Source organism: Mesorhizobium sp. B2-3-7, from assembly GCF_006442695.1.
Classification (GTDB): domain Bacteria; phylum Pseudomonadota; class Alphaproteobacteria; order Rhizobiales; family Rhizobiaceae; genus Mesorhizobium.
The window spans coordinates 189,936-215,806 of sequence record NZ_VFVV01000008.1 but is presented as its reverse complement, the minus strand read 5'-3'; the positions used below and the strand labels follow the sequence as shown (position 1 = coordinate 215,806).

The following is a 25,871-nucleotide window of genomic DNA, read 5'->3' as shown; positions in this document are numbered from 1 at the left end:
TCATCCGCCTCCGGGGCCGGCGGGCGTTTCGAGATCGATGTCGATCCTGACCGGAAAATGATCGGAAGCCACTTCGCCAATGTCCGAGCTGACCGAGCGCACACGACCGGCAAACAGGCCGCCGACGAAGCAATGATCGAGCCGGCGCTTTGCCAGCCTGCCGTCGATGATCTTCTCATGCGTGTGGAAGTCATCCGCCGGTTCAATCGCCACGGCAGCGGCATCGACGAACCCATCCAGATAGGCGGCACCGCGATGATAGGGCGTGCCGCCGACGATGCGGCGGTATTCGGCGCTGCCCGGCTCCATGTTGAAATCGCCCATCCAGATCGCCGCCAGCGGGTTCTCCGGCTCTGGCTCGCCATTGCTCCAATTGCGCGCCGGCTCGTCGTCGGCGCCGCTCCACGGCCCCCCATCGGAGGGCGCCCGGCGATGCTCGGCAAGCAGATAGTCGATCTGCTCGAGCCGTTCTTCAGCCGCGACATGGGCGAGATGCAATGAAAGCACCCGCACCGGACCCGCCGGCGTGCGGATCATGCATTCGAGCGCCGCGTTGCGGGTGTTGAGCGGCCGCAGTGTGCGGCGCATCGGCAGCGCATGCAGCCGCGACCAGACGATCGGCAGCTTCGACAGCACCATGGTGCCGAACTGCCGGCGCCGGTTGACGATGCGGCCGTCGCGCTGTTCGCTGGCGTCCATGTCGAAGGCCGGGCCGTAGACCCAGTGATAGTCCGGCAGCAGCCGCGAAAGCAGCTCTGGCTGGTCGTCGAAATTGCTGCGCTGCCAGTGCCGCTCGACCTCCTGCAAGGCGATGACATCGGCGCCGGCAACAATGCGCGCGGCGCGCGCCGGATCGTAGAGGCCGTCGCTGCCGAACCCGTATTGGATATTGTAGCTGACCAGCTTCATTGCTCATCCGGCTCAGTTTGGTGACGGCAGTACCGTTTCGACGGCGACCTTGCAATGGACCGCCGCGGCGGCCCGGCTGGGCCACGACGCAAAAGCCCCTCGCCTCGCCTAGGTCGTCAGCGGCTGGAACCGTCCCGCCGGGGAAGCCGCCAGCTCCGACCAGTCGATTTCTTCCTCCAGCCGGTGATAGGCCTCGTCACCGATCGTCCCGTTGCGGCGAAGTTCTTCCAGCGCGTCGCGCTGGCGCTTGATGGCATAGAGCCGCAGCCGGTCGTACTCGGTTGCTGCCTGGGCGTCGTCGGGGTTCTTGGCGACCTTGCGCTGTGCGGCATACTGCTCGCGCACCGCCGCCGCCGCGGTCGAGGTCTTGCCGCTCAATATGTCGAGGGCCGCCTGCATGATGGCGACACGGGCCTGCGCGACCTCGCGGTCTATGGTCTCGTCCGGTTCGAGACGAAGCAGGCGCAGCAACGGCTTCAGGCTCATGCCTTGCAGGACAAGCGTGCCCAGCACCACGCAAAAGGCGGTGAGCACGATCGGATCGCGGCCGGGGAAGTTCGCCGGCAATGCGAAGGCAGCCGCCAGCGTCACCAGGCCGCGCATGCCGCACCAGCCGATCAGCACCCCGCCGCGAAACGACGGCACCTCTTGCCGCTGCTCCGCATTGCCGAAGCGGGCAAGCCCTCGGATCACGGCGCCGCAGCCCAGCACCCAGGCAAGGCGGGAAACGATGACGACGGCCAGGATCGTCCCTGCAAACAGGAACGCCTCGGACTGTCCCTGCTCGGCCAGGCGACCGACGATCAGCCGCGCCTGCAGGCCCATCAGCACGAAAGCCAGCACGTTGAGCACGAACACCGCCGTCTCCCAGACGGAATAGGAGCTGACGCGCTTTCTGGCCGACATGCGCCGCGGTGCGGTGCGCGCGATGGTCATGGCATAGACGACGATGGTGATGATGGCCGAGAGCCCCAGCCTGTCAGCCAGGATCCAGACGCCGAACGTCCCGGCGAACTGCACGACGGTGCCGCTCGCCGCATCTTCGATGCGTCCAAGCATCGCCTGGGACAGGCGGCCGAGCAGATAGCCCGCGGCCAGGCTGCCGATGGTCGACAGCAGGACCATCGGAACGGCACTGCCCAAAAGAACGGGACCGGCGGCGGCAGTGATCGCGATGCGATAGATCAAAAGCGCGGTGGCGTCATTGAGCAGGCTTTCGCCCTGAAGGATGGCCGTGATGCGGTGCGGCACTTTGAACTGCCCGAGCACGGCGCTCGCGGCAACCGCGTCCGGCGGCGCCACGATGGCGCCGAGGGCTATGGCGGCGGCGATCGGCAGGCCGGCCATTTTCCAGCCGACCAGGGCCACGACGGCGGTCGTGAAAACGACCGCGCCAAGCGCCAACAGCACAAGCGGCAGCCTGTAGCGGTTAAGATCGCGCAGCGATGTGTCGTAGGCCGCGTCGAGCAGCACCGGCGCAATGAACAGCGCAAGCGCCAGTTCCGGATCGATCTCGATCGTCGGCGCGCCGGGCAGGAAGCCAAGGCCGGCGCCCGCCAGCGCCAGCAAGGCGGGGTAAGGAACCTGCAGGCGCCGCGACAGCGCCGTCAGCGCAACGGCGATCAGCAGGAGGACAAGGGTGAGCTCAAATAGCGCCATGGCTCATCGTAGCGGCGAAGCGGAGTTCTTGGCAGTGGCAAAGCCGCAGGATGCTGTTGATTGTCCAAGAGGAGTGCATCGTCCGGCAACTGGACCGGTGACCGGATCGACAGGGCGCTTCGGCCGCGTCAGTGCAGCACCAGCAGGTCGCCCGACGAGAAGGAAATCTCCGCCTTCTCGCCAACGGCCGGCGGTGGCGTCGTCGAACTGTTGAACGTGTCGAGCGAAACGGTGTTGCCGCCGATGCCGACCCGGACCCGGATCACCGAGCCGAGAAAGTGCACTTCGGAGATCTCGCCGGACAGGCTTGAATCGCGGCCGGGCTGGCGGCCGAGCGAAATGGCTTCCGGCCGCAACGCCAATGACAGCGTATCGCCGGACTTCGAGCCGTTGAGCCTGCCCTTGAGCGAGACTTCCTCGGTGTTGACACGAACCTTGCCCGACGCCGCGTCGGTGACGGTGCCTTCCAGCACGTTCAGCGTGCCGACGAAATTGGCGACGAACTTGGTTGCCGGCCGGTTGTAGATCTCGAACGGCGTGCCGACCTGCTCGGCCTTGCCGCCATACATCACCGCGATGCGGTCGGAGATCGACAGCGCCTCTTCCTGGTCATGGGTGACGAAGATGGTGGTGATGCCGAGCTTCTTCTGGATCGAGCGGATTTCCTCGCGCAGCGAGACGCGCACCTTGGCATCAAGCGCCGACAGCGGCTCGTCGAGCAGCAAGAGCTTCGGCTTCGGTGCGATGGCGCGGGCCAGCGCGATACGCTGCTGCTGGCCGCCCGAGAGCTGATAAGGATAGCGGTCGGCCATCTGCGGCAGCTTGATGATGCCGAGCATTTCGGCGACACGGGCATCGATATCCGCCCTGGACATGCCGGCGACTTTCAGTCCGAAGCCGATGTTCTGCGCCACGGTCAGGTTCGGGAACAGGGCATAGGCCTGGAACACCATGCCGACATTGCGCTGGTTCGGCTTCAGCCTGGTGATGTCCTTGCTGCCGACGACGATCTTGCCGGCCGACGGCTCCTCGAAGCCGGCGACCATGCGCAGCACCGTCGTCTTGCCGCAGCCTGACGGGCCGAGGAATGAGACGAACTCGCCCGGTTCGACGTCGAGATTGAAATCCTCGACAACAGTGGTGGCGCCGAAGGATTTTCGCACATGCTGGATGGAGAGGAATGGCTCGGCCATGGCTTTTTCTTTCGGGTCAGTTCGGACGATTAGCCGATTTCGGCGCGAAGCGCGACAGGATCTGGATCAGCGACATGCAGCCCCAGGTGATGACGAAGGCGATGATGGCAAGCGCCGCCGGCTCATAGGCGCGGTTGGCCCCGACATTCTGCAGGTACGGGCCGAAAGCCGGCCGGTTCAGCAAGCTCGCCATCGTAAACTCGCCGATGACGATGGCGAATGTCAGGAAGGCGCCGGACAACACCGCGATCAGCACATTGGGAAGGATGACGCGGGTGATGATCGTGCCCCAGCCGGCCCCGAGGATCTGGGCCGCTTCCGTCAACGTCCGCACGTCGATGGTTCTGAGCCCCGTATCGACGGCACGATACATATAGGGCAGCGCCAAGGTCGCATAGCCGATGACCAGCAAGGCATTGGTTCCCATATCGGACCCGAGGAACGGCAAGGGTGAATTCGAGCCGTACATCCTGATATAGCCGAAGACGATGACGATGGCCGGAATGACCAACGGCAAAAGCGTGATGAACTCGACGATCGGCCTGAGCTGCGGCAGCCGCAATCGGATCCAGTAGGCTGCCGGCACCACGATCAGCACACCCAGAATGATGGTGAAGATGGCGGCGACCACCGAATACAGGAAGGTCGCCTGGAAACGCGCGTCGCCGAGCACGATCCGGTAGGCGTCGAAGGAATAGGCGCCGCGCCGCATGCGCATGGAAAATTCCACCGTCGCGATCAACGGGATGAAGAAATAGGCCGCGCCGAGGATGAAGACCACCCAGGCCCAGAATCTGCCCGACTTCATTTCAGCCACCTCTCGGAACGGGTCCGGAACCAGATGTAGAAGACATTGGCCAGGCCGGTGATGACGATCATGCCGAAGGCGATCGCGTAGCCGAGATGGGCATTGTGCAGCACGTCGCCGCGGATTTGCGCGTAGAGCAGGATCGGCACGATGTTGAGCGACGAGCCGGTCAGCGCATAGGCGGTGGCGATCGCCCCGAAGGCGTTGGCGAAAAGCAGGATCACGGTGCCGAGAAAACTCGGCCAGATCACAGGGATGACCACGATGCGCCAATATTGCGCGGTGGTCGCGCCAAGCGTGGCGGCAGCTTCACCCCATTCCTTCTTCAAGCCATCGATTGCCGGCGTGATGATGACCACCATCAGCGGTATCTGGAAATAGACATAGGTCAGCGTCAGGCCCCAGAAGGACAGGATGTTGAAGCCGTGGGCATAGATGTTGAGGCCGAACACGGTGTTCAGGATCACCGTGGCAAGACCGAGCCGGCCGAGCGTGGCGAGGAAGGCGAAGGCCAGCGGCACGCCGGCGAAATTGGAGGCGACGCCGGAAAAAGTCAGGGTGGCCGAGCGTATCCAGTCCGGCAGCCCGCCGCGCACGATGGCGATGGCGATGGCCAGGCCCGCGAAAGCGCCGATCAGCGCCGAGGCCAGGCTTACCTTGATCGATATCCAGTAAGCGGCAACGATCGACGGCTGCGCCAGAGCGACAATGTTCTCGAGCGTGAACTCGCCGGCATCATTCTGGAATGCGCCCAGCATCAGATAAAGCGTGGGCAAAATCAGGAACATGATGGCGAAGATGAAGAACGGAGCGACGCCTAGCCATTGCGTCGGCAATCGCAACGCGCGTGCCTCCGCGGGCGGCGCGGTCTTGCCTGCGGTATCGTGACTGGAAAGCGAGAGATCGGTCATGCGCCGGCTACCGTCTTCGAGGGGGAACCGGGCGGCCGCGAAGCCGCCCGGTGGATTCAACTGTTACTTGACGTTGGCACCGACAACGGAGTCCCAGTTCTTGGTGACGGCTTCCTTGGCCTTGCCCTGCTCGTCCAGCGTCGGGAACACCGCCGAAGCATAGGCTTCCGCCGGCGGCAGCTTGGCCAGGACGTCCGCCGGGATCTTGCCGTTCTTGGCGAGATCGTTGAAGCGGATCGGGTGGCAATAGCCCTTGAGCCAGCCGATCTGGCCTTCGTCTGAATAGAGGTATTCCATCCAGAGCTTGGCTGCGTTCGGATGCGGCGCATAGGCGCTGATCGCCTGCACGTAGACGCCGGCGACGACGCCGGTCTTCGGCACGACGACGTCGACCGGCGGGTTGCCCTTCAGCGTGTCACGGCCGGCGAGCGCGTTGTAGTCCCAGTTGATCAGAATCGGGGTCTGACCCTGGGCGAGTGTCGCCGGCTTGCCGATGACCGGTACGAAGTTGCCGGCGGCATTGAGCTTCTTGAAGAAGTCGAGGCCGGCGGTGCCCGCGGCTTCGCCAGCCGCGGCTCCACTCGAAAGACCAGCGGCATAGACCGCCTGGATGGCCTGGTTCGAAGCGCGCGGATCGCCGGCGAGAGCCACTGAATTGGCGAATTCCGGCTTCAGCAGATCGGCCCAGTCAACAGGCGATTCCTTGACCAGATCCTTGTTCACCATCATCGCCAGAACGCCGTAGTAATCACCGTACCAGGCGCCGTCGGCATCCTTGGCGCTGTCGGGGATCGAGTCCCAGGTCGACACCTTGTAGGGCATCAGCAGGCCGTCGGCCTTGGCAGTCGGGCCGAAGGACAGGCCGACGTCGATGACGTCGGGCGCCTGCGGACCCTTATTGTCCTTGTTGGCCTTGATCGCCTCGACCTCGTCGCCCGAGCCGGCGTCGGGGTTGAGCTCGTTGATGGTGATTTCCGGATATTTCGCCTTGAACCCCGCGATAACGTCGCCGTAACCGCACCAGTCATGCGGCAAAGCGATGGTGGTGAGCTGGCCTTCCGCCTTCGCGGCCTTGACGAGATCGTCCAGCGGAGCCGCGGACGAAATCACCGTCGACGCAAACAGCGCCGCGGCCGAAAGGGAAAGCACTTTCCCCGTGAATTTGAACATGTGTTCTCTCCGTTGAACTGACGCCGTTGGACGCCTGCGATGCGGTATCGTTTTCGTGTGACAGCCAGATGAAAGCTTTATGAAACCCCACCGCTGGCAGCACGAAAGTTAACTCCTTTTAATCGACTGTAGCAATTAGCCCCCACTTAATTTTCCGGCTAATTACTTTTTGCCTTGCACTTCACCCCTTTCCCCTTGGTTGCCCCTGATTTTCCAGATCAACTTTACCCTTAAAGCGGTATCACACCGTCCCGGCGATTGCATTTTCGAGCAGCGTCAGCGCTGCCTTCTTGGTCAGCTTGACCGGGTTGCCGCCGGCTGTCGGATCGACCACCGCCATATCGGCGATCAAGGCCCTGCGCTTCTTGTCCATGTCGAGCCCCTTGATCAGGCCAGGCAGCGCATGCGGCACCTTCAATTCCTTGCGAAGCTTGATGACAGCCTTGGCGAAGCCGTCGAAGCCGCCCCTTATGCCGCAATAGGCGGCGAGCCGCGCGATGCGGTCCTCGATCGCCTCGCGGTTGAAGGCGAGCACATAGGGCATGAACACCGCATTGGTCATGCCGTGATGGGTGTCGTAGAGCGCCCCGATGGGATGCGACAGCGAATGGATCGCCCCCAGCCCCTTCTGGAAGGCTGCCGCGCCCATCGCCGCGGCGCTCATCATGTTGGCGCGGGCGACCAGATCCCTGCCGTTGGCATAGGCCTTTGGCAGGTTCTCGAAGACAAGTCTGATGCCTTCCACGGCGATGCCGTCGGCCATCGGATGATAGCCCGGCGCGCAATAAGCCTCGAGGCAATGGGCCAGCGCGTCCATGCCGGTGCCGGCGGTGATGAAGCCCGGCATGCCGACCGACAGCTCCGGATCGGCAATGACGATCGCCGGCAGCAGCTTCGGATGGAAGATGACCTTTTTGGTGTGGGTCGCCTCATTGGTGATGACGCCGGCGCGGCCGACTTCGGACCCGGTGCCGGCCGTGGTCGGCACCGCTATGATCGGCGCGATCGCGTCCGAGTTGGCGCGTGTCCACCAGTCGCCGATGTCCTCGAAATCCCAGACCGGGCGCGTCTGTCCCGCCTGGAAGGCGATCAGCTTGCCAAGGTCGAGCGCCGAGCCGCCGCCGAAGGCAATGACGCCGTCATGCTTGCCCTTCTTGAACACCGCGATGCCGGCGGTGAGATTGGAATCGACCGGATTCGGCTTCACTTCGGAGAAAACGCCGTAGGGCACTTTTGCGTCATCGAGGATTTTCAGCGTCGAAGCGACGACCGGCAGTTTCGCCAGCCCCGGATCGGTGACGAAGAGCGGCCGCTTGATGCCGGTGGCGGCGAGCACCTCGGGCAATTCCTTGATGCGCCCGGCGCCGAAGCGGACGGTGGTGGGGTAGTTCCATTTGGAGATCAGCTTGGACATGTTTGTCTTTCAAAAAATCAGATGGCTTCGCGCAGGTGGAAGGATTTCGGCCGGGTCAGGTTGTCGTAGCCGATGGCGGACAAGCCGGCCCCCTTGCCGGTGTCCTTGACGCCGGTCCAGACCAGCGCCGGGTCGAGGTAGTCGCAGCGGTTCATGAACACCGTGCCGGTCTCGACGCGGTCGCCGATCGCCACCGCATGCTCGGTGTCGCGCGTCCAGATCGAGGCGGTCAGGCCGTAGGGGCTGTCGTTCATCAGCGCGATCGCCTCCTCGTCGTTGCGCACCTTCATGATGCCGACGATCGGGCCGAAACTTTCCTCGCGCATGACGCTCATCTGATGGTCGACGCCGGTCAGCACCTCCGGCGCCAGATAGGGCGAGCCGGCCTTGTCCTGAGCCACCTTCATGTTGATATGCGCCTTGGCGCCCTTGCGCAGCGCCTCGGCCTTCTGCTCACGGATCAGGTCGGCGAAACGCGCCTGCGCCATCGGCCCCATCGTCGTCGCCTGTTCGAGCGGGTTGCCGACGACATAGTTCTTCGTCTCGGCGATGAAGGCTTCGACGAACTCGTCATAGACCCTTTCATGCACATAGACGCGTTCGATGCCGCAGCAGCACTGGCCGGAATTGTAGAAGGCGCCATCGACCAGATTGGCGACCGCATGGTCCATCTTGGCGTCGGGCAAGACATAGGCCGGATCCTTGCCGCCAAGCTCCAATCCGAGCGTCATGAAGGTGCCCGCCGCTGCCTTTTCGATGGCGCGGCCGCCGGCGACCGAGCCGGTGAAATTGACGTGGTCGATCTTGCCCGAGCCAAGCAATCTTTCTGTCTGGACATGGTTCAGCACGATGTTCTGGAACACGCCCTTGGGCAGGCCTGCTCTGTCGAAAGCCTGCTGGAAACGCTCGCCGACCAGCAGCGTCTGCGCGGCATGTTTGAGGATGACGGTGTTGCCGGCCATCAGCGCCGGCACGATCGTGTTGACCGCGGTGAGGTAAGGATAGTTCCACGGCGCGATCACCATGACCACGCCGAGCGGATCCTTCTTCACATAGCGGCGGAACCCGTCCTTCGGATTGGAGGCCGGCACGGATTTCAGCGCCGCCTCGGCGATTTCGACCATATGGCTGGTGCGTTCCTTGACGCCGCCGAACTCGCCGCCATAGCGCACCGGACGCCCCATCTGCCAGGCGATCTCCGGCACGATCTCGTCGGTCATGGCAACCAACGCCTCGAGCATCGCCAGCATGTACTTGCCGCGCTCGGCGATCGGAGTCTGCGCCCACTTCTCCTGCGCTGCCTTGGCGCGCTCGACAGCGGCATTGACCGCCTGGTCGGTGGCGATCGGACGCTCGGCATAGACCGAACCATCGATAGGGGATTTGAGTTTCACGATTTCCAAGAAGATGTCTCCATATCGAAAGGCAAAGCGTCAGCAGGCAAGGGCGCGAACATGCCCCGCTCTCGCATAATCCAGTATCGACTGATCGCGCGTCACGAGCGTCAGATCGAACGCCCGTGCCGTCGCGATCAATATTCTATCTGCCGGATCGCCGTGAAGCGATCCGGGCAAGAAGGACGATTCAATCAACAAGCCCGGCGAAAGAGCCTCCACCTTGATGCCTGGCGTGGCGATCACTTCCCCAAAAATGCTTGTTGGCGACTTTGCTGCCGCCAACCGGCCCTTGGCGCTCAGCAGGCCCAATTCCCAGGCCGAAATGGGGGAAACCCGGATCTTCTCGTCAACAGCCGCGGCGGTATTGATCGCAGTCTTGGCTTCCGGCCTGATCGGCTCGTTCAGCGCTATCCATATGATCGCGCACGTGTCGAGCAGCAACCTATGCGTCACGGCTGCACATCAGGCTCAAAAGCCGGCCTAGTGTAATCATGCCCTGGGCAAAGCGTAACCTTGCCTGTCCATATGCCGAAAAGCGGATGGTCGATATTTTCCCGTGGAAGTTCGTAGCTAGCCTGCGCTGGCTCCGCCATTCCCGGAGGAGTCTTGTCCATGGTAGCCATGTTCGGCTTTCGATAGCCCTCGGGCCATCCCTCCAGTTTAAAATCCACGCGTTCGTTCGCAAGGTCGACATGGGACGCCCGATAGTTTGCGCGCAACCAGGCGCGTGCCTGGCTGTGCCCGTTCGGGCTGTTCGCCCACCATTCCTCCCGCTGTCGCGCCGACGGCGGCAAGCGGCCGCCTATTACTTGCTCAATCTCCGCGAAGCTCATGGACATATGGCCTTGGCCCGAGAACAGAAGATGCTCGAAAAGCGGATGGTATTTGGTTCCTTCGGTCATCACATAAATCTAGTTCAATCCGCGTTTCCGATCAAGGTAAGGGTAGTAACTTACTATCTTTCTAGTATCGCTCGAACCCCCTGTGCAGTTCCCAATCCGTAATGCGGCGGTCGTATTCGAACTGCTCCCATTTGGCGGTGTGGACGTAGTGTTCGAGCACGTCCTCGCCGAGCGCCTGTTTCAGCATCTTGGACTTGGCCAGCGTGTCGGTGGCGTCGCGCAGCGTCTTCGGGATCTCCGGCAGGCGCGAGGCCTGATAGGCGTCGCCGACGAAGGGCTTTTGCAGCTCCAGCTTCTCGTCGATGCCGGCAAGGCCGGCGGCGATCAACGCCGCGAAGGCGAGATAGGGGTTCAAGTCGGCGCCGCCGATGCGGCATTCCATCCGGATGCCCTTGGTGCCTTCGCCGCACAGGCGGAAGCCGGCGGTGCGATTGTCTTCGCTCCACATGATCTTGGTCGGCGCGAACGTTCCGGCCTGGAAGCGCTTATAGGAATTGATGTAGGGCGCCAGGAACCAGGTGAACTCCTTGGCGTATTTAAGTTGGCCCGCCGCCCATTGCTGGCCGAGGCTCGACAGCGTCCAGTCGGCTTGTCTGTCGAAGAAAAGCGGCGTCTTGCCGTCGGCGCTCCAGAGCGAATTGTGGATGTGGCTGGAATTGCCGGCGAGCCCGTAATTGTACTTGGCCATGAAGGAAATCGCCTTGCCTTCGGATTCGGCGATCTCCTTAGCGCCGTTCTTCAGGATGACGTGGCGATCGGCCATGTCGAGGGCCTCGGCATAGCGCACATTGATCTCTTCCTGACCCGGCCCCCACTCGCCCTTCGAGTTCTCGATCGGGATGCCTGCCGCTTCCATCTCGTTGCGAAGCCGTCGCATGACGCCTTCTTCCTTGGTGGTGATGCCGATCTGATAGTCGCCGATATAGGGCGAGGCGGTGTCGAGGCCCTGCCAGTGCTTCTTGCGGGCGGAATCGTAGGTCTCGCTGAAGAGGTAGAATTCGAGCTCGGAGGCGAAATAGCCGATATAACCGCGCTCCGTCAGCCGCTTGACCTGCTTCTTCAGGATGGCGCGCGGGGAATGCGGCAGGTCGTCATGGGTGTGGTGATCGAGCACGTCGCAGATCACGAGCGCTGTCTTTTCCAGCCACGGAATGCGCCGCAGCGTCGCGAGGTCGGGCTTCATGACGAAATCGCCATAGCCCTTCGACCAGCTTGCCGCCTTATAGCCGGGCACCGGCTCCATATCGATGTCGGCGGCCAGGAGATAGTTGCAGCCATGCGTCTCGTCATGCGCGGAATCGACGAAGTACTGGGCCAGGAACCGTTTTCCCGCCAGCCGTCCCTGCATATCGACGATGCAGGCCAGCACCGTGTCGATCTCCCCGCCGGAAACCGCTTTCTTCAACTGATCGAACGAGAAATTTCCGGCCATTCCTTTGGCGCTCCAGTGCTTGTCATTTTGGGCTTGTCGATTTCGAAGGGTCGAAGCCATGGCCGGCGATGCGCCGGCCATGGCTGTGAGATGCTGGCCTCAGTGGCCGGTTTCGCCGACGGCCTGCTCAGCCGCCTTGATCGCCGCTTGGCGCGCCGCGATGATGTCGCCGAGCGGCGGACCCTGGAAGCGGTTGCGCTCGAAGGCAAACCAGACGATCGCGGTCAGGATGAAGAAGCCGACGGTGATGTAGAGCGCCCAGTCGTTCGGCGGCTGGATGCCAATGACGAAGATCAGGATCATCGACACGATCGACAGGACCGCAAACAGCATGAACACGCCGCGCCCCATGTTCCACGGTCCCATCTTGTCCCATTTGGGCGTGCCCCAGGCCAGCATGCCGAGCACGATCGGCACGGTGAAGGACAGGAACAGGAAGATGACGGTGCAGGACACCACGATGGTGTAGGCCGAGGTGCCGGCGACCGAAACCAGCGTCGAACCCCAGACGAACAGCACCGACAGGATCGATGCCGTCCAGATCGCCGCCACCGGCGTGCGGTAGGTCGGACTGACCTTGGCCAGTGCAGACGAACCCGGCAGGCCGCCGTCACGCGAGAAGGCGAAGATCATGCGCGAGGCTGAGGTGACGGTGGCGAGGCCGCACAGCAGCTGAGCGATGAACACGACGAGATAGACGAACTCCTTGAGGCCAGGGCTGACGCGCTGGTCGAAGGCCCAGAAGAACACGTTCCAGCCTTGCTTGGCGGCATCGTCCATGTTCGGGATCATCAGCACGAACGCGGCTAGGAACAGATAGCCGAACACGGCCGACCAGATCACCGACATGACCATGGCGCGCGGCACCGAGCTGGCCGCCTTGATGGTCTCCTCGGACGTATGCGCCGAGGCGTCGTAACCGGTGATGGTGTAGATCGGCAGCAGGAGGCCGAGCGCGAACACCCAGGCATTCGAAACCGACGGCCAGACGCCGCCTCCGGCATCGCCGGAGTAGTTATGGAAGGTAAACAGCCGGCTGAAATCCCAGGTTTCGGCGGAGAGCAGGCAGACCACCGCGATCAGGATCGAGCCGAAGAAGATGAGATAGCCCGAGAAGTCGGTGAGCTTGGCCGTCAGCTTGATGCCGAGATGGTTGATCAGCGCCTGGGCGCCGGTGATGATGACCAGAAAGATCATCTGGTTGGTCAGCGTGCCTTCGATGCCGAGCGCCGGTCCGAAGGCGCCGATGAAGAACGTCCAGGTGCCGACATTGATGGCGCCGAGCACGGTGATCAGGCCGAGCAGGTTGAGCCAGGCCGTGACCCAGCCGGTGCCGCGGTTGCCCAGGATCGAGCCCCAATGATAGAGCCCGCCGGCCGTCGGATAGGCCGAGCTGATCTGCGACATGGCGACGGCGAACGTCAACGAGACGAAGCAGCCGACCAGCCAGCCGATGCCGATGCCGATGCCGCCGGCGCCCGACGTTGCCTGCGCCAGCGAATTGATGCCGCCCGACAGGATGCAGATGATGGAGAAGGAAACGGCGAAATTCGAAAAGCGGCTGAGGCGCCGCTCCAGTTCCTGGGCGTAGCCCATGCTGTGGAGGACCTTGACGTCCTCCGCCTTGTCAACTTCGGTATATCCAGGTGCTGCCATTTTTAGTCCCCTTGCGTTCTCAGCTAGCCGATTGAACTGACTTTCCCACTGCGTGTTCCCTGGCGCCCCTGGTCTCCTCGGGCTCTAGATCCGAAAAGATGCCTGTGAGCAAATCCGCCCATTTCCGCTGCCCGGTCTCGCCGGAGATTTCATCGTTGCGGATTTCGATCATCGCGCAGGGCAGCCCGCGCAGGCGCGCATGGCGTTCCAGCGTGAAATAGACGCGGTCGGCCGGCGAATAGGGTTCGTTGACGCCCACGGTGATGCCGGCAAGGTGCCGCAGCGCCGATATCAGCGGCGCTGCCAGCCGGCGGTCGTCATCGTGGATGATGCCGATATGCCAGGGCCGGTCTCGGCCTTTGTAGACCGGCGTGAAGGAATGCACCGATACCAGCCGCGTCTCCTGGCCGCGCGCCATCCTGTCTTCGACAATATGCTCGATGGCGTTATGAAACGGCTGCCAGGACAGGGCGACCCGCGCCGCGCGCTGCTTTTCCGACAGGCCGGTGTTGCCCGGTATGGCTGTGGTTTCGCTGACCGGCGGCACCAGGTCCGGCGCGTCAAGCGGCCGGTTGCAGTCGATGACGAGACGCGAAATGCAGGTTTCGACCAGCGTCGCATCGAGCGCCTGCGCCATGCGCAGCGCAACGGGCAGCGCGCCCGGGTCCCAGGCGATGTGACGCGACAGGTCCTCGGCGGTGAGGCCGAGCGTGCCGAATTCGGCGGGAACGAAATTGGAGGCGTGGTCGCAAGTGAGCACGAAGGGACTCGATCCGCCCGGGTTGGTCACCCTTACGGCATCAGGCGATGCAAGGCTGGCGGGCCGTGCTTTCTCCATAGTCTGCGGTCCCCGGGGAGCGCTGTATCGTATGTTACGTATTTTGCCTCATTGCGTCCCTATGGATGATTTCATACAGTTTGCCCGGCTTTGTCAAATGCGATTTGGGGAAAACACCGTCGGCCGGGCCATGGATGGGAAAGATGATTTCCAGTATTGCCGAATTGATCGCCGACCGCATCGGCACAATGCCGGCCGGCGAGCGGCGCGCGGCCCAGACGCTGATAGCGAGCTATCCGATGATCGGTCTGAAGACTGTCGCCGAATTCTCGTCCGCGGCCGGCGTGTCCTCGCCGACGATCCTGCGTTTCGTCGCCAGGCTCGGCTTCCAGAACTATCCGGAGTTCCAGTCGAGCCTGCAGGACGAACTGGCGGCGCAATTGCAGTCCCCTGCGACCCGCACGCTCAATCCGCCCTTGCCCGGCGGCACGGCGTCGCCGATGCTGGAGGCAACGCTCGACAATATGCGCGAGACGTTCCGGCACCTGTCCGACAAGCAGCTTGCCGACATCGCGTCCCGCCTCGCAGAGCGTCGCGGCAAGACATTCCTGATCGGCGGCCGCTTCACCGATCCGCTGGCGCGCTACATGGCCGCCCACCTTGCCATCATCCAGCCTGACGTCATTCACCTCGCCGGTCAGGAAAGCATGTGGCGCGACAGGCTGATCGACATGGGCAAGCGCGACGTGCTGGTCATTTTCGACATCAGGCGCTACCAGGACAGCCTCATCCGCTTCGCCGAGAAGGCGCATCAGCGTGGCGTGCAGATCGTGTTGTTCACCGACCAGTGGCTGTCGCCGATCGCCCGCTTCGCCCGTCACGTCATCGCCGGGCGAACCGCCGTGCCTTCGGCGTGGGACTCCTCGGCGGCGCTCTTCGTCGTCGCCGAAACGCTGATCGGCGCCGTCACAAGGCAACTCGAGGCCGACGGCGCCCGGCGCATCCGCGAGATGGAAGGCCTGCGTTGATGCAGCCCGGGATAAGTCTGGAACGATTTCGGTCCGAAACTGGCGTCGGGGCGGCATAGCCAGCGTTGTAATCTCGAAAGCCCGGCTCGAAGTGAACTAAAAAATCAAAACTGCACGAACACCGGCAACGTTACGCATATTTAATGTGCGCGGACACTGAAGAATTGTCATAAAGGCACGATATCGGAGGCTTGCTTCTTGCCTTAGAATAGCCCGCTGCGTCTGCTTATTTCGGGAAACCGGTGGACGGAAGGATTGTTTTGCCAACCGGAGTGCCGATGGCCGCCTGGAAACAGATACTTTTCGCTCTTGTGGTGCTGGTGGTGGCGGTTGCCGCCTGGCTGCGCTTTTTTCCGGGCGCGCCGGACGTGCTGGCGCGCTGGGGAATAGACTGGGCCTACGCGGCAACGCCTCCGGCTGAAACTGGCGCCGGCACGAAATCCGCTGGCGGCGAGCGAGCCCGTCAGGTCAACGTCGTCGTCGTGCCCGCTATTTCCGCGACCATAAACGATCGGCTCCAGGCCATAGGCACCGGCCGCGCCAATGCGTCGGTAACGGTCAATCCCTACTCCTCCGGCCGTCTCGCCGAATTGCTGGTTTCGTCCGGCACCCATGTCGACAAGGGACAGGTCATCGCGACTCTTGATTCCGAGACCGAAGTGATCGCCCAGGACCGTGCCCGGCTCGCGCTTCAGGACGCACAGGCCAAGCTCGACCGGGTCAGGTCGCTGCGCGCCTCCAATGCGGCGACACCGGTCGCCGTCGCCGATGCCGAAGTGGTGCTGGCCGGTGCCAAGCTGGCGCTACAGGATGCGGAACTCGCCCTGCACCGCCGGTCTGTTCTCGCCCCGATCTCCGGCACGGTCGGCATCCTGCCGATCTCCGCCGGCAATTATGTGACCAACCAGTCGGCGATCGCCACGCTCGACGACCGTTCCTCGATCCTTGTCGATTTCCTGGTGCCGGAGCGCTTCGCCGCCGCCGTCAAGATCGGCGCGCAATTGTCGGCGACGCCGATCGCCAACCCCGGCAACAGCTATACCGGCACGGTTTCGGCCATTGACAACCACATCGACGAGAACAGCCGTACGCTTCTGGTCAAGGCGACGATCGCCAACCCGGCCGATTCGCTGCGCGCCGGCATGTCGTTCGCCATCACCATGAAATTCCCTGGCGAGACTTACCCCGCCGTCAGCCCGCTGGCGATCCTGTGGGGCTCGGAGGGCGCTTACGTCTGGGCGGTCGAGAACGGCAAGGCCAAGCGGGTGCCGGTGCGCATCATCCAGCGCAACACCGAAACCGTGTTGATCGACGCGGAACTGGACAGTGGCGACATGGTGGTGACCGAAGGCACCCAGAGCGTCAGCGAGGGCGGCGAAGTCCGCATCGCCCGCGGAGAGCAGCGCGCCGCGAACGCGGCCGAAGGCTCATGACCGGAGCCGTCAACGCCGCTAGCGAGACCGGCTTTACCGCCCTGTTCATCCGCAGGCCGGTCATGGCCTTGGTGCTGAATGTCCTCATCGCGGTCGCCGGCCTCGCCGCCTTCTATGGCGTCGAGATCCGCGAACTGCCTGATGTCGACCGCGCCGTCGTCACCGTTTCCACGACTTTCGAAGGCGCGGCGGCCGAAACGGTCGATCGCGAACTGACCGATACCATCGAGGGAGCTGTTGCCCGCGTTTCCGGCGTCAAGTCGATCTCCTCGACCTCCTCCTTCGGCTCGAGCCGCGTCACCATCGAATTCAACGACGGCGTCGATCTCAATGTCGGGGCCTCGGATGTGCGGGATGCCGTCGGCCGCGTCGCCAACCAGATGCCGGAGACGGCCGATCCGCCGCGCATCGTCAAGGCCGACGCCAACTCCGACCCCGTGATGCGCCTGGCCGTCACCTCCGACACCATGTCGGTACAGGACATGACCGTCGTGGTCCAGGACCAGATCGAGGACGAACTGGCTGCCGTTCCAGGCGTCGCGGACGTCCAGGTCTATGGCGACCGCGACAAGATCTTCCGCATCGACGTCGACCAGAACAAGCTCGCCAGCCTGGGCTTCACCGTCGCCGACCTCAGGACCGCCCTTGCCTCGGTCGCCTTCGATTCACCCGCCGGCTCGATCACCACGACCAATCAGGACCTGATCGTTCGCACCACGGCCGATGTGACGACGCCGGAAGAATTCGAGAACATCATCATTGGCGGCACGACGCGCATCCGCGATGTCGCCACCGTCACGCTCGGCCCCGACATCGGCCAGACCACGTTGCGTTCGGACGGCAAGACCGGCATCGGCATCGGCATCATCCGCCAGGCGGAATCGAACACGCTGGATATCTCCACCGGCGTCAAGGCCGCCGTCGAGAAATTGCAGGCAAACCTGCCGGAAGGCATGTCGATCAAGGTCACAAGCGACGACGCGGTGTTCGTCAACGGCGCCGTGCACGAGGTGGAGATCGCGCTCGCGCTTTCCGTCTCCATCGTTCTGGTCGTCATTTATGCCTTTCTTCTCGACTGGCGCGCCACGCTCATTCCGGGCCTGTCGATGCCCGTCGCCATGATCGGCACCATTGCGGCGATCTATCTCGCTGGTTTCTCGATCAACATCCTGACGCTGCTGGCCCTGGTGCTGGCGACGGGGCTTGTCGTCGATGACGCGATCGTCGTTTTGGAAAACATCGTGCGGCGGCGCAATCAAGGCATGGGGCCGCGTGCCGCCGCAGTGCTCGGCGCACAGGAAGTGTTCTTCGCCGTCATCGCCACCACGCTGACTCTGGTTGCCGTCTTCGTGCCGATCTCCTTCCTGCCGGGCCAGACCGGCGGCCTGTTCCGCGAATTCGGCTTCGTGCTCGCCATGTCGGTGCTGTTGTCCTGCGTGGTCGCGCTGACGCTTTGCCCCATGCTTGCCTCGCGCATGCTGTCCACTGCTGCCCTCCACCACGAGGGCGGCAACGGCGTCGGCGCACGCATCGGCGGCGCGCTGAACGCGGCCTACCGGCGCAGCCTGCATGTCTGCCTCGACGCGCCGTGGATCGTGGTGCTGGTGGCGCTGCTGTTCGCCGGCACCGCATTCGCGCTGTTCGGCACCATCCGCCAGGAATTGACGCCGACCGAGGATCGCGCGGTCGTGCTGCTTCGCATCAGCGCCCCGCAAGGCGTCAGCCTCGACTACACGACGCAGCAGATGCAGAAGATCGAAAAACTGATCCAGCCGCTGCGTGATTCCGGCGAAATCGTCAGCACTTTCGAGAGCGCCGGCCAGAACGGCGCCTATAATTCAGGCTTCATGGTGATGACGCTGGCGCCCTGGGACGAGCGCAGCCGCAGCCAGCAGGAGATCATGGCCGAGATCAGCCAACTCACCCGCCAGGTGCCCAGTGTGCGTATCTTCCCGGTGCAGCCCAACAGCCTCGGCATCCGTGGCGCCGGCAACGGCCTGCAGTTCGCGCTGGTCGGCAACGACCGCAAGGCGCTCGGCGACGCGGCCGTCAAGATCATCGCCGAGATGCAGAAGGATCCGCGTTTCCAGACACCCCGTCTTTCCATCGACCCGACGCAACCGCAGCTCTCCGTCGCCATCGACCGCGAGCGCGCCTCCGATCTCGGCATCGACATCACCGGGCTGGCCAACACCATGCAGGCCATGCTCGACGGCAACGACGTCGTCGATGTCTACATCGCCGACCGCAGCTACGGGGTGAAGCTGGTTTCGACCACCAACCCGATCAACGATCCGACCGACCTGGAGAACGTCTTCCTAAAGACGGCTGACGGCCGTTTCGTGCCGATGTCGACCATAGCCACGCTGACCGAGCGTGCCGTGCCGCCCTCGCTGTCGCGCGAGCAGCAGCAGCCGTCGGTGGCGATCACGTCCAACCTCGGCGGCGATTTCGCCCTCGGCTCGGCCCTTACGCGCGCCGAGGAGATCGCAACGCCGCTTCTGCCGCCGGGCAGCCGCATCGTGCCGTTGGCCGAGGCGGCGACGCTGGGTGAGACAAACAGCGCCATGGTCACCATCTTCGGTTTTGCCCTGGTCATCATCCTGCTGGTGCTTGCCGCGCAATTCGAGAGCTTCGTCAGCGCCATCATCATCATGGCGACAGTGCCGCTCGGCCTCGCCTGCGCCATCTTCGCGCTTCTGCTCTCGGGCACCAGCCTCAACGCCTACAGCCAGATAGGCTTGGTGCTGCTGGTCGGCGTCATGGCCAAGAACGGCATCCTGATCGTCGAATTCGCAAACCAGCTGCGCGATCGCGGACTGGGGGTGCGCGAGTCGATCGAACAGGCCTCGACCATTCGCTTGCGCCCGGTGATGATGACAATGATCTGCACCGTGCTCGGCGGCGTGCCGCTGGTGCTGGCGGCGGGCGCCGGCGCCGAGGCCCGTATCGCGCTCGGCTGGGTGATCGTCGGCGGACTGGGGCTGGCCACCGTCTCGACGCTGTTCCTGACCCCCGTCGCCTATCTCTTGCTCGGCCGCTTCGTCACGCCGAAGACCCACGAGGAGGCGCGGCTGAAGCGCGAACTCGAGGAAGCCGCCTACACCGATGTGGAGCCGGCTGAATAGGGAAATTCCAGGAGACCGTGTGGCGGGTCCGGAATTTTCGTGGGGAAACAGCCTGCTATTTCAAGAGACGGCCCTCGATCGACCAGCGCGCGGCGAGGAAATTCAGCACCGCCGCCACAACCACCCCGCCGATCTTTGCCGGCCACACGCCGACGACGCCGGCGAACAGCGCGATCGCAAGGCTGGAGACACCAAGCGAAATCAGCGCGCCGAGCGAGGCGAAGCGAAGAAAGGCATGATGCAGCCGGATGGCCGGATCGCGCTCGAACGACCAGAAGCCGTTGGCCGCGAAGGAGAAGGTGACGGCAATGAACCAGGACGCAACGTTGGCGGGCAGCGGCGGCACGTGCAGCTTGAGCAGCAGAAAGAAACCGGCAAGGTCGATGGCCGTGTTCACCAGGCCGACAATGGCGAAGCGGATAATCTTGTTGCCGGTCGAACGCCGGGACTGATCGGCACTCATGCTGTGCCGTCCATGATGCCGACACGCGCGCGAGCCAGGTTTGCGCCGAAATGATCGGAGGCGAGAACCGCGAATTCGACTTCGCGCACATCTTGCATCGGGTCGCGTGCACGCAACGTCTCGTCGACATGCCCGGGATGGCACATGAACAGTCCCTCTTCCGGCAGGCTTTCAACGGCGGTTTGCAGGGCGGGCGCGAACTTTTCCGGCTGCCGCCAGTCATAGATGCCGGCGAGCGGCGCCCTCACGGTGAAGCCGGCGCGCCGCATGGATCGGTTGAAACCAGTTGCCAGGGCGGCGATCGCCGCAATTTTCGATGCCGCCGCTCCGCTGCCGGCCAGTGCCGGCGCGCCGCGCAGCCACGGTCTGCCGGCATCTCCGGCGAAACGCCCCCGCAGCCATTTGCGCACGACAGGCAGGAAATGCACATGCTGGTGGCCGTCGATGAAATCGGGCCGGTGTCCGAGCGCCTCGACGAAGCGGCCAAATTGGGCGTCGAGCTCGGCATGGACGTCGCAGGTCTCGATGCTGCCGCGCAGGATCGGCAATGCCAGCGAGCGGAGCGGCGGCAGCCGGCCTTCCGGCGCCAGGCTCGACGGGCCGGTCACGGCCGGCTGGTCCGTCAAGGTCAGATGCAGGCCGACGGCGACCCGGCCGCACAGCGGCTTGATGCGTTCCGCCTCCCCCGGCCATTCCGCGAAACCGGTCATGCAACCGGTGCCCGTTAGCCGCCCGCGATCGAGCAGGTCGAGGATCGCCGCCGAGACGCCGGGCGCCAGGCCGTAATCGTCGGCGATCAGGCGGATGCCGCGCATCATGCCCCGGAAACGCCCGGCGCCGACCTGGCGGGAACATCGCTGCGCACGATATCGCGCACGATGTAGACCGGGCGGTCCTTGCTTTCGCTGAGCGTGACCCAGACATATTCACCGATCAGCCCGAGAAGTGTCAGGTTGAGGCCGCCGAGCAACACCACGGCGACCAGCAGGCTCGGATAGCCTGGAACGGCAATGCCGTAGAACAGCACCTCGAAGAGCACTTTCGCGCCATAGACCGCGCCGGCAAACGCCGCAAGCAGTCCGCTGAGGCTGATCAGGCGCAGCGGAATCACCGAAAAGGACGTAAACCCCTCTAGCGAAAAGGCGATCAGGTTGAGCCGGCTCCATTTCGACTTGCCGCTGGCGCGGTTTTCCGGCGAATAGGATATGGCCTTCTGGCGGAAGCCGGCCCAGGCGAACAGGCCCTTGTTGAAGCGCCTTTTGTCGCGCAGGCTGGTCAATGCGCGCGCCACGGTGCCGCGCATGACGCGAAAGTCGCCTGCATTCTCGGGAATATCGAACCGCTGGCTGCTGTTGATCAGGCTGTAGAACAGTTTCGCCAACTGGCTGCGCCGCCAGCTTGCCCCGCGCCGGTCGTTCTGCGCGTAGACGACGTCGACGTCCGGATTCTCAGCCAGCTCGACGATCATCTTCAGGCTGGTCTCCAGGGAGTGCTGCAGATCCGCGTCCATGACAAGCACCATGTCGCCCCGCGAGTGGTCGAGGCCGGCGAGCACGGCGACCTCCTTGCCGAAATTGCGGCTGAGGCGCACGATTTCCCAGGATCCCGAAAGCGCCTGCGAAAATCGCCCGGCGCTATCGTCCCGGCTGCCGTCGTCGACCAGGATCTTGTGGACCTGCATGCCGAAGCGGCTCGACACCGCCGCCTCGAGCGCATCGAGCAATGCCGCGAATGCCGTCGCCGATTGCGCCTCGTTGAAGAACGGCGCCACGATATCGAGTGTCGGGCGCATCTCAGCCATGGGCGACAGGCTCCGCATTCACCAATTTTTGCCGCGCCTTGGCCCAGAACCACCATATCAGGAAGCAGGCGATGAAAGTGACCGTGATCGGCCGAAACCAGGGATAGAGAAAGTCATGCATGTGGCGCTCGACACCAGTCAAACCTGTCAGGAATAAAGTCATGGACAGCACGCAGGCCAGGACGCCACCTTTTTCTTCGCGCCACAACAGGGCAATGGCAAGGCCGGCGGGTACCGCGATCATCGCATAGGTGTTGGGCTCGACGCGCGGGTTGAAGACGCACATGTAGAAGGCGGCCGCCAGGAAGATCGCGAGTCCGGCCGCTCCTTGTTCGAGCTTGCGGTCGAACCAGAGCACGATCGAGAGCGTCAGCAGGCCGATCACGACGCGCACCGCCGTGGCAGCCGAGTCCGGAACGGGCAGCCCCATCTCGATAAAGGGCGCGGTGAAATCGGTAGGAACAAAATGGCTGGTCTTGTCGACGGCCATCGACGTCAGCATGCGGGCGAAATCGCCATACTGCTCGTTCAGGTAGCCGGCGGGAGCGAAAGCGTAGGGTATGGCGAGCACGAACAGCACCGCCAGCACAAGGGCCGGTATCAGCCGCGGGCGCAACGCCCCCACCAACAGCAGCATGATGATCGCGGTTGGCTTGGCCGTTATGGCAAGCGAGGCCCAGAAAAAGGTCTCCGCACGCCGTCCTTCCAGTGCCGACAGGGTCAAGAGCCAGCAGGCGCCGGTCAGCAGGATTGTCGCCTGCCCGTTGCGGATGGCGCCCAGCGTCATCGGCAAAGCGAGGAAGAGGCCGAAGGAAAGCAGCCAGGTCTGCTCCTGTCCGCCCAGCTTGCGCACCTGCCGCGCCGCGGCAAGGGTGAGAACGGCGAAACCGAGGGCATGCCAGACCAGCCCGCCAAGATGCGGTCCCAGATTCAAGAACGGAATATAGAGCGCGGCGAAGGCGGGCGTGTAAAGGTATCCCATCTCGGACTCGAGGTCGTAGAGCGGCCGGCCGGCGAGAAACTCCACACTGCCATATCTGTAGGCGTGCAATACGGTGCGCGCATCGGGCGACCACAGGACCAGGCCAAGCACGACCGCGAATGCCCCGATCCACAGGCCAAGCCCCAGGCGGTCGAAAACCGGCTTGGAAATCCTCATCAAGCACCCCACACCAATCCGGAACAGGCCCGGTCCGGCACTGTCCCAGCGTTCATTGGCGGCGGCATATCACGGACAAAGCGGGGTGGCATAGGGGGATCGAACGGCGTGGCCGCCGATGACATTGAACGATCGCAGCCAAAAAACCACCGTCTTTCCGGCCCTCGAAAGTGATCGCAACTGTGCTCTGGATGGACCGGAATGCAGTTCAACCGCACACCCCTGCTTTACGGCCGAATGAACACCTTACCATTGGGCTTGGCCAATTCCGCCGGCACGCGCGCCATCGCCTCGGCCAGCGGAACCACAGCCGTCACGTCGGTCGTCCAGCGCCCGTCGGAAAAGCGCTTCTGCGCCTCGAGGATCGCAGGACCGCGGCGGTCCTTATGCTGCCGCATCCATTCGCTCAGCCAGAAGCCCTCTATGTGCTTGTGCTGGAAAATCAGCTGGCCGGGTTCGCGGATGATCGTGGCTTCGGGATCGAGGCGTCCATAGATGATCCAGCGCGAGCGCTTCGGCATGGCGTTGAAGATGGCCGAGGCCAGTGGCCCGGTCACCGCATCGAGGAAGATGCGCGGCTGTTCGGCCTTTATAACTTCGCGCAGCGAGGTTTCGAAATCGGGAGACTTCTCGTTGAGCACATGGGCGGCGCCGATTTCCTTCAGCAGCGCGATCTGCTCGTCGCGGCGCACGGTGACGATAGGCCGGAATCCTTCCTCACTGGCCAGCCCGATGATCAGCTTGCAGAGCTGGCTGGCGCCGGCGGTCATGATGAAGGCCCTTTCGCCTTCTCGGCTGACGATGTCGAACATGGCGAGCGCGGTAAGCGGATTGACGATCATGGCAGCCCCATCCTCGTCGCGCACGGTGTCGAGGAGCGGAATGCAGGCGGCGGCTTCGGCAACGGCATAGTCGGCCCATGAGCCCCAATTGGAGAGCCCGGTGGCGAGGCAACGCGCTTGCCGACGAGGCTCTTGGGATAGGGCTCGTCGCCGCCGGCAACGACCACGCCGACGCCTTCGAAGCCGGCCGGCCGGCCCTTGAGCCGCGGCTGGCCGTACTGGCCCTTGATGAAGGCGACATCGGACGGATTGATCGACGCAAGGCTGACCTTGATCAGCACTTGCGTCGGCCCAGGTGCCGGCACTGCGATACTGCCTGGCTTGAGATAGGGCTCCATCGCCTCCAGCACGCTGCCGCTCGGCGCCCTGGTGTAGCCGTCGCCGACCAGGAGCAGGGCCTTCATTTCGGAGGGTATGGCCATTGGTGGCTGCTCCTTGGTTGTCGACGCAAGACGATGAGATGCCGGCCGGCTCAAACCTTTTCCTGCGTGTATTTCCTCAATTCAGCCCGCGCCACCTGGCGGCGATGCACGGCATCCGGCCCGTCGGCGAGGCGCAGCGTTCTGAGATGCGTCCACGAGCGCGCCAGCGGCGTGTCCTGGCTGATGCCTTGCGCGCCGAACATCTGCACCGCCTCGTCGGTGACCTTCAGAGCCATGCGTGGCGCGACCACCTTGATCTGGCTGATCCAGGGCGCGGCGGCGCGCGCGTCGCCCTGGTCGATCATCCACGCCGCCTTGAGGCAGAGCAGGCGGGCCATCTCGATCTCCATGCGGCATTCGGCGATGATGTCGAAATTGGCGCCGAGTTTCGCCAATGGCTGGCCGAACGCTTCCCGGCGGACCGAACGCTGGCACAGCAGCTCCAGCGCCATCTCGGCCTGGCCGATGGCCCGCATGCAGTGATGGATGCGGCCGGGGCCGAGGCGGCCTTGCGCGATCTCGAAACCCCTGCCCTCGCCGAGGATCAGGTTCGACGCCGGCACCAGCACATTGTCGAAGCGAAGATGCATGTGGCCGTGCGGCGCGTCGTCGTCGCCATAGACCTGCATCGGGCGCAGCTTGTTGACACCCTTGGTGTCCGCCGGCACGAGGATCATCGAATGCCGCCTGTGCTTCGGCTCTCCATCGGAGGTCTTCACCATGACGATATAGATGGCGCAGCGGGGATCGCCGGCACCAGAGGCCCACCATTTCTCGCCGTTCAGCACATAGCCGTCGCCGCGCCGTTCGCAGCGCATCGAAATGTTGGTGGCATCCGACGAGGCTACGTCCGGCTCGGTCATCAGATAGGCCGAGCGGATCTTTCCGTCGAGAAGCGGCTCCAGCCAAGCCTTCTTGTGCTCCGCCGAGCCGTAGCGCTCCAGCACCTCCATGTTGCCGGTGTCGGGCGCCGAGCAGTTGAAGGTCTCGGCACCGAGATGCGCCTTGCCCATCTCCTCGGCCAGATAGGCGTATTCGACGGTGGAAAGACCGTAGCCGCGTTCCGAGCCGGTCAGCCAGAAATTCCAAAGGCCGCGCTCTCTTGCGGTCGTCTTCAGCCCTTCGAGGATCTCGGTCTGGCGCCGCGTGTATGTCCAGCGGTCGCCCGCCTTGCCGACTTCACCGAGGAATTCCTTGTCGAGCGGCATGATCTCGTCGCGCACCATGGCCGCGACGCGCGCGTGGATCGGCCTCAGCCGCTCCGTCATGCCGAGATTCATCTCCGTCATCGGTCGCTAACCCTTCATTCAGGCCGGGCATTTTGTCAGTGGCAAGGATGACCGTACTTCGGATAGCCTTGTCAACG

Annotated in this window: 23 protein-coding genes; 3 read left to right on the top strand and 20 right to left on the bottom strand. The window is 63.7% G+C overall.

The genetic code is table 11. The features are described 5' to 3' along the window. From FJ940_RS17745 to FJ940_RS17685, 13 genes are all read right to left on the bottom strand, one after another. On the bottom strand, positions 1-909 hold the full coding sequence (locus FJ940_RS17745; RefSeq protein WP_140496298.1) for an endonuclease/exonuclease/phosphatase family protein: 909 nt from the start codon (positions 907-909) through the stop codon (positions 1-3). Between the two features lie 108 nt (positions 910-1,017). Further along, positions 1,018-2,568, bottom strand: coding sequence for a sodium:proton antiporter (locus FJ940_RS17740; protein ID WP_140496299.1), 1,551 nt, complete (start codon positions 2,566-2,568; stop codon positions 1,018-1,020). Positions 2,569-2,696: 128 nt separating this feature from the next. Then, positions 2,697-3,761, bottom strand: coding sequence for an ABC transporter ATP-binding protein (locus FJ940_RS17735; RefSeq protein WP_140496300.1), 1,065 nt, complete (start codon positions 3,759-3,761; stop codon positions 2,697-2,699). Between the two features lie 16 nt (positions 3,762-3,777). After that, positions 3,778-4,569, bottom strand: a complete 792-nt coding sequence (locus FJ940_RS17730) for an ABC transporter permease (RefSeq protein ID WP_140513696.1) — start codon at positions 4,567-4,569, stop codon at positions 3,778-3,780. After that, the gene (locus tag FJ940_RS17725) at positions 4,566-5,480 is read right to left on the bottom strand and encodes an ABC transporter permease subunit (protein WP_140513697.1); all 915 of its coding nucleotides are present in this window, start codon (positions 5,478-5,480) and stop codon (positions 4,566-4,568) included. The genes FJ940_RS17730 and FJ940_RS17725 overlap by 4 nt, the downstream gene beginning before the upstream one ends. 63 nt (positions 5,481-5,543) lie before the next feature. Next, positions 5,544-6,650 (bottom strand): ABC transporter substrate-binding protein, encoded by a 1,107-nt coding sequence (locus tag FJ940_RS17720; protein WP_140496303.1) that lies wholly within the window; start codon positions 6,648-6,650, stop codon positions 5,544-5,546. A gap of 241 nt (positions 6,651-6,891) precedes the next feature. Further along, entirely contained in the window at positions 6,892-8,064 is a 1,173-nt protein-coding gene (locus tag FJ940_RS17715; protein ID WP_140513698.1) for an iron-containing alcohol dehydrogenase, read from the bottom strand. A 17-nt stretch (positions 8,065-8,081) separates the two neighbouring features. Next, a complete protein-coding gene (locus FJ940_RS17710) occupies positions 8,082-9,467 on the bottom strand; it encodes an aldehyde dehydrogenase family protein (protein WP_140632466.1) in 1,386 nt (461 codons plus the stop codon). A 30-nt stretch (positions 9,468-9,497) separates the two neighbouring features. Further along, positions 9,498-9,902: a type II toxin-antitoxin system VapC family toxin gene (locus tag FJ940_RS17705; RefSeq protein WP_224518925.1), complete on the bottom strand. Its 405-nt coding sequence runs from the start codon at positions 9,900-9,902 to the stop codon at positions 9,498-9,500. Between the two features lie 8 nt (positions 9,903-9,910). Beyond that, the gene (locus tag FJ940_RS17700; protein WP_140513701.1) at positions 9,911-10,363 is read right to left on the bottom strand and encodes a hypothetical protein; all 453 of its coding nucleotides are present in this window, start codon (positions 10,361-10,363) and stop codon (positions 9,911-9,913) included. A gap of 61 nt (positions 10,364-10,424) precedes the next feature. Then, positions 10,425-11,795 (bottom strand): glutamine synthetase family protein, encoded by a 1,371-nt coding sequence (locus FJ940_RS17695; protein ID WP_140496308.1) that lies wholly within the window; start codon positions 11,793-11,795, stop codon positions 10,425-10,427. A gap of 99 nt (positions 11,796-11,894) precedes the next feature. After that, positions 11,895-13,451, bottom strand: a complete 1,557-nt coding sequence (locus FJ940_RS17690) for an amino acid permease (RefSeq protein WP_140496309.1) — start codon at positions 13,449-13,451, stop codon at positions 11,895-11,897. 19 nt (positions 13,452-13,470) lie between these two features. Further along, positions 13,471-14,289 carry an N-formylglutamate amidohydrolase gene (locus tag FJ940_RS17685; protein ID WP_140657332.1) on the bottom strand — a complete coding sequence of 273 codons (819 nt, stop codon included), beginning with the start codon at positions 14,287-14,289 and terminating at the stop codon, positions 13,471-13,473. A 143-nt stretch (positions 14,290-14,432) separates the two neighbouring features. Between FJ940_RS17685 and FJ940_RS17680 the strand changes: the two genes are divergently transcribed. The 3 genes from FJ940_RS17680 to FJ940_RS17670 all read left to right on the top strand — a co-directional run bounded on the left by FJ940_RS17680 (position 14,433) and on the right by FJ940_RS17670 (position 19,818). Continuing rightward, positions 14,433-15,257: a MurR/RpiR family transcriptional regulator gene (locus FJ940_RS17680; RefSeq protein ID WP_140496311.1), complete on the top strand. Its 825-nt coding sequence runs from the start codon at positions 14,433-14,435 to the stop codon at positions 15,255-15,257. 278 nt (positions 15,258-15,535) lie between these two features. Continuing rightward, complete coding sequence (locus tag FJ940_RS17675) at positions 15,536-16,690, top strand: efflux RND transporter periplasmic adaptor subunit (protein ID WP_140496312.1); 1,155 nt, start codon at positions 15,536-15,538, stop codon at positions 16,688-16,690. Next, entirely contained in the window at positions 16,687-19,818 is a 3,132-nt protein-coding gene (locus FJ940_RS17670; RefSeq protein WP_140657330.1) for an efflux RND transporter permease subunit, read from the top strand. Before FJ940_RS17675 ends, FJ940_RS17670 begins: the two co-directional genes overlap by 4 nt. Before the next feature lie 55 nt (positions 19,819-19,873). Here FJ940_RS17670 and FJ940_RS17665 read toward each other — a convergent pair whose 3' ends face one another. The 7 genes from FJ940_RS17665 to FJ940_RS17640 form a co-directional block, all read right to left on the bottom strand. Next, the gene (locus tag FJ940_RS17665; RefSeq protein WP_140496314.1) at positions 19,874-20,281 is read right to left on the bottom strand and encodes a GtrA family protein; all 408 of its coding nucleotides are present in this window, start codon (positions 20,279-20,281) and stop codon (positions 19,874-19,876) included. Beyond that, positions 20,278-21,099 carry a ChbG/HpnK family deacetylase gene (locus FJ940_RS17660; protein WP_140496315.1) on the bottom strand — a complete coding sequence of 274 codons (822 nt, stop codon included), beginning with the start codon at positions 21,097-21,099 and terminating at the stop codon, positions 20,278-20,280. Before FJ940_RS17660 ends, FJ940_RS17665 begins: the two co-directional genes overlap by 4 nt. Next, positions 21,096-22,082, bottom strand: a complete 987-nt coding sequence (locus FJ940_RS17655; protein ID WP_140560287.1) for a glycosyltransferase family 2 protein — start codon at positions 22,080-22,082, stop codon at positions 21,096-21,098. Before FJ940_RS17655 ends, FJ940_RS17660 begins: the two co-directional genes overlap by 4 nt. Continuing rightward, the gene (locus FJ940_RS17650; RefSeq protein ID WP_140657328.1) at positions 22,075-23,241 is read right to left on the bottom strand and encodes a glycosyltransferase family 87 protein; all 1,167 of its coding nucleotides are present in this window, start codon (positions 23,239-23,241) and stop codon (positions 22,075-22,077) included. Before FJ940_RS17650 ends, FJ940_RS17655 begins: the two co-directional genes overlap by 8 nt. A gap of 227 nt (positions 23,242-23,468) precedes the next feature. Continuing rightward, positions 23,469-24,083, bottom strand: coding sequence for a zinc-binding dehydrogenase (locus FJ940_RS28810; RefSeq protein WP_246671035.1), 615 nt, complete (start codon positions 24,081-24,083; stop codon positions 23,469-23,471). Further along, positions 24,080-24,505 (bottom strand): alcohol dehydrogenase catalytic domain-containing protein, encoded by a 426-nt coding sequence (locus tag FJ940_RS28805; RefSeq protein ID WP_246671036.1) that lies wholly within the window; start codon positions 24,503-24,505, stop codon positions 24,080-24,082. Before FJ940_RS28805 ends, FJ940_RS28810 begins: the two co-directional genes overlap by 4 nt. A 50-nt stretch (positions 24,506-24,555) precedes the next feature. After that, positions 24,556-25,794 carry an acyl-CoA dehydrogenase family protein gene (locus FJ940_RS17640; protein WP_140556518.1) on the bottom strand — a complete coding sequence of 413 codons (1,239 nt, stop codon included), beginning with the start codon at positions 25,792-25,794 and terminating at the stop codon, positions 24,556-24,558. Positions 25,795-25,871: the final 77 nt, after the last annotated feature.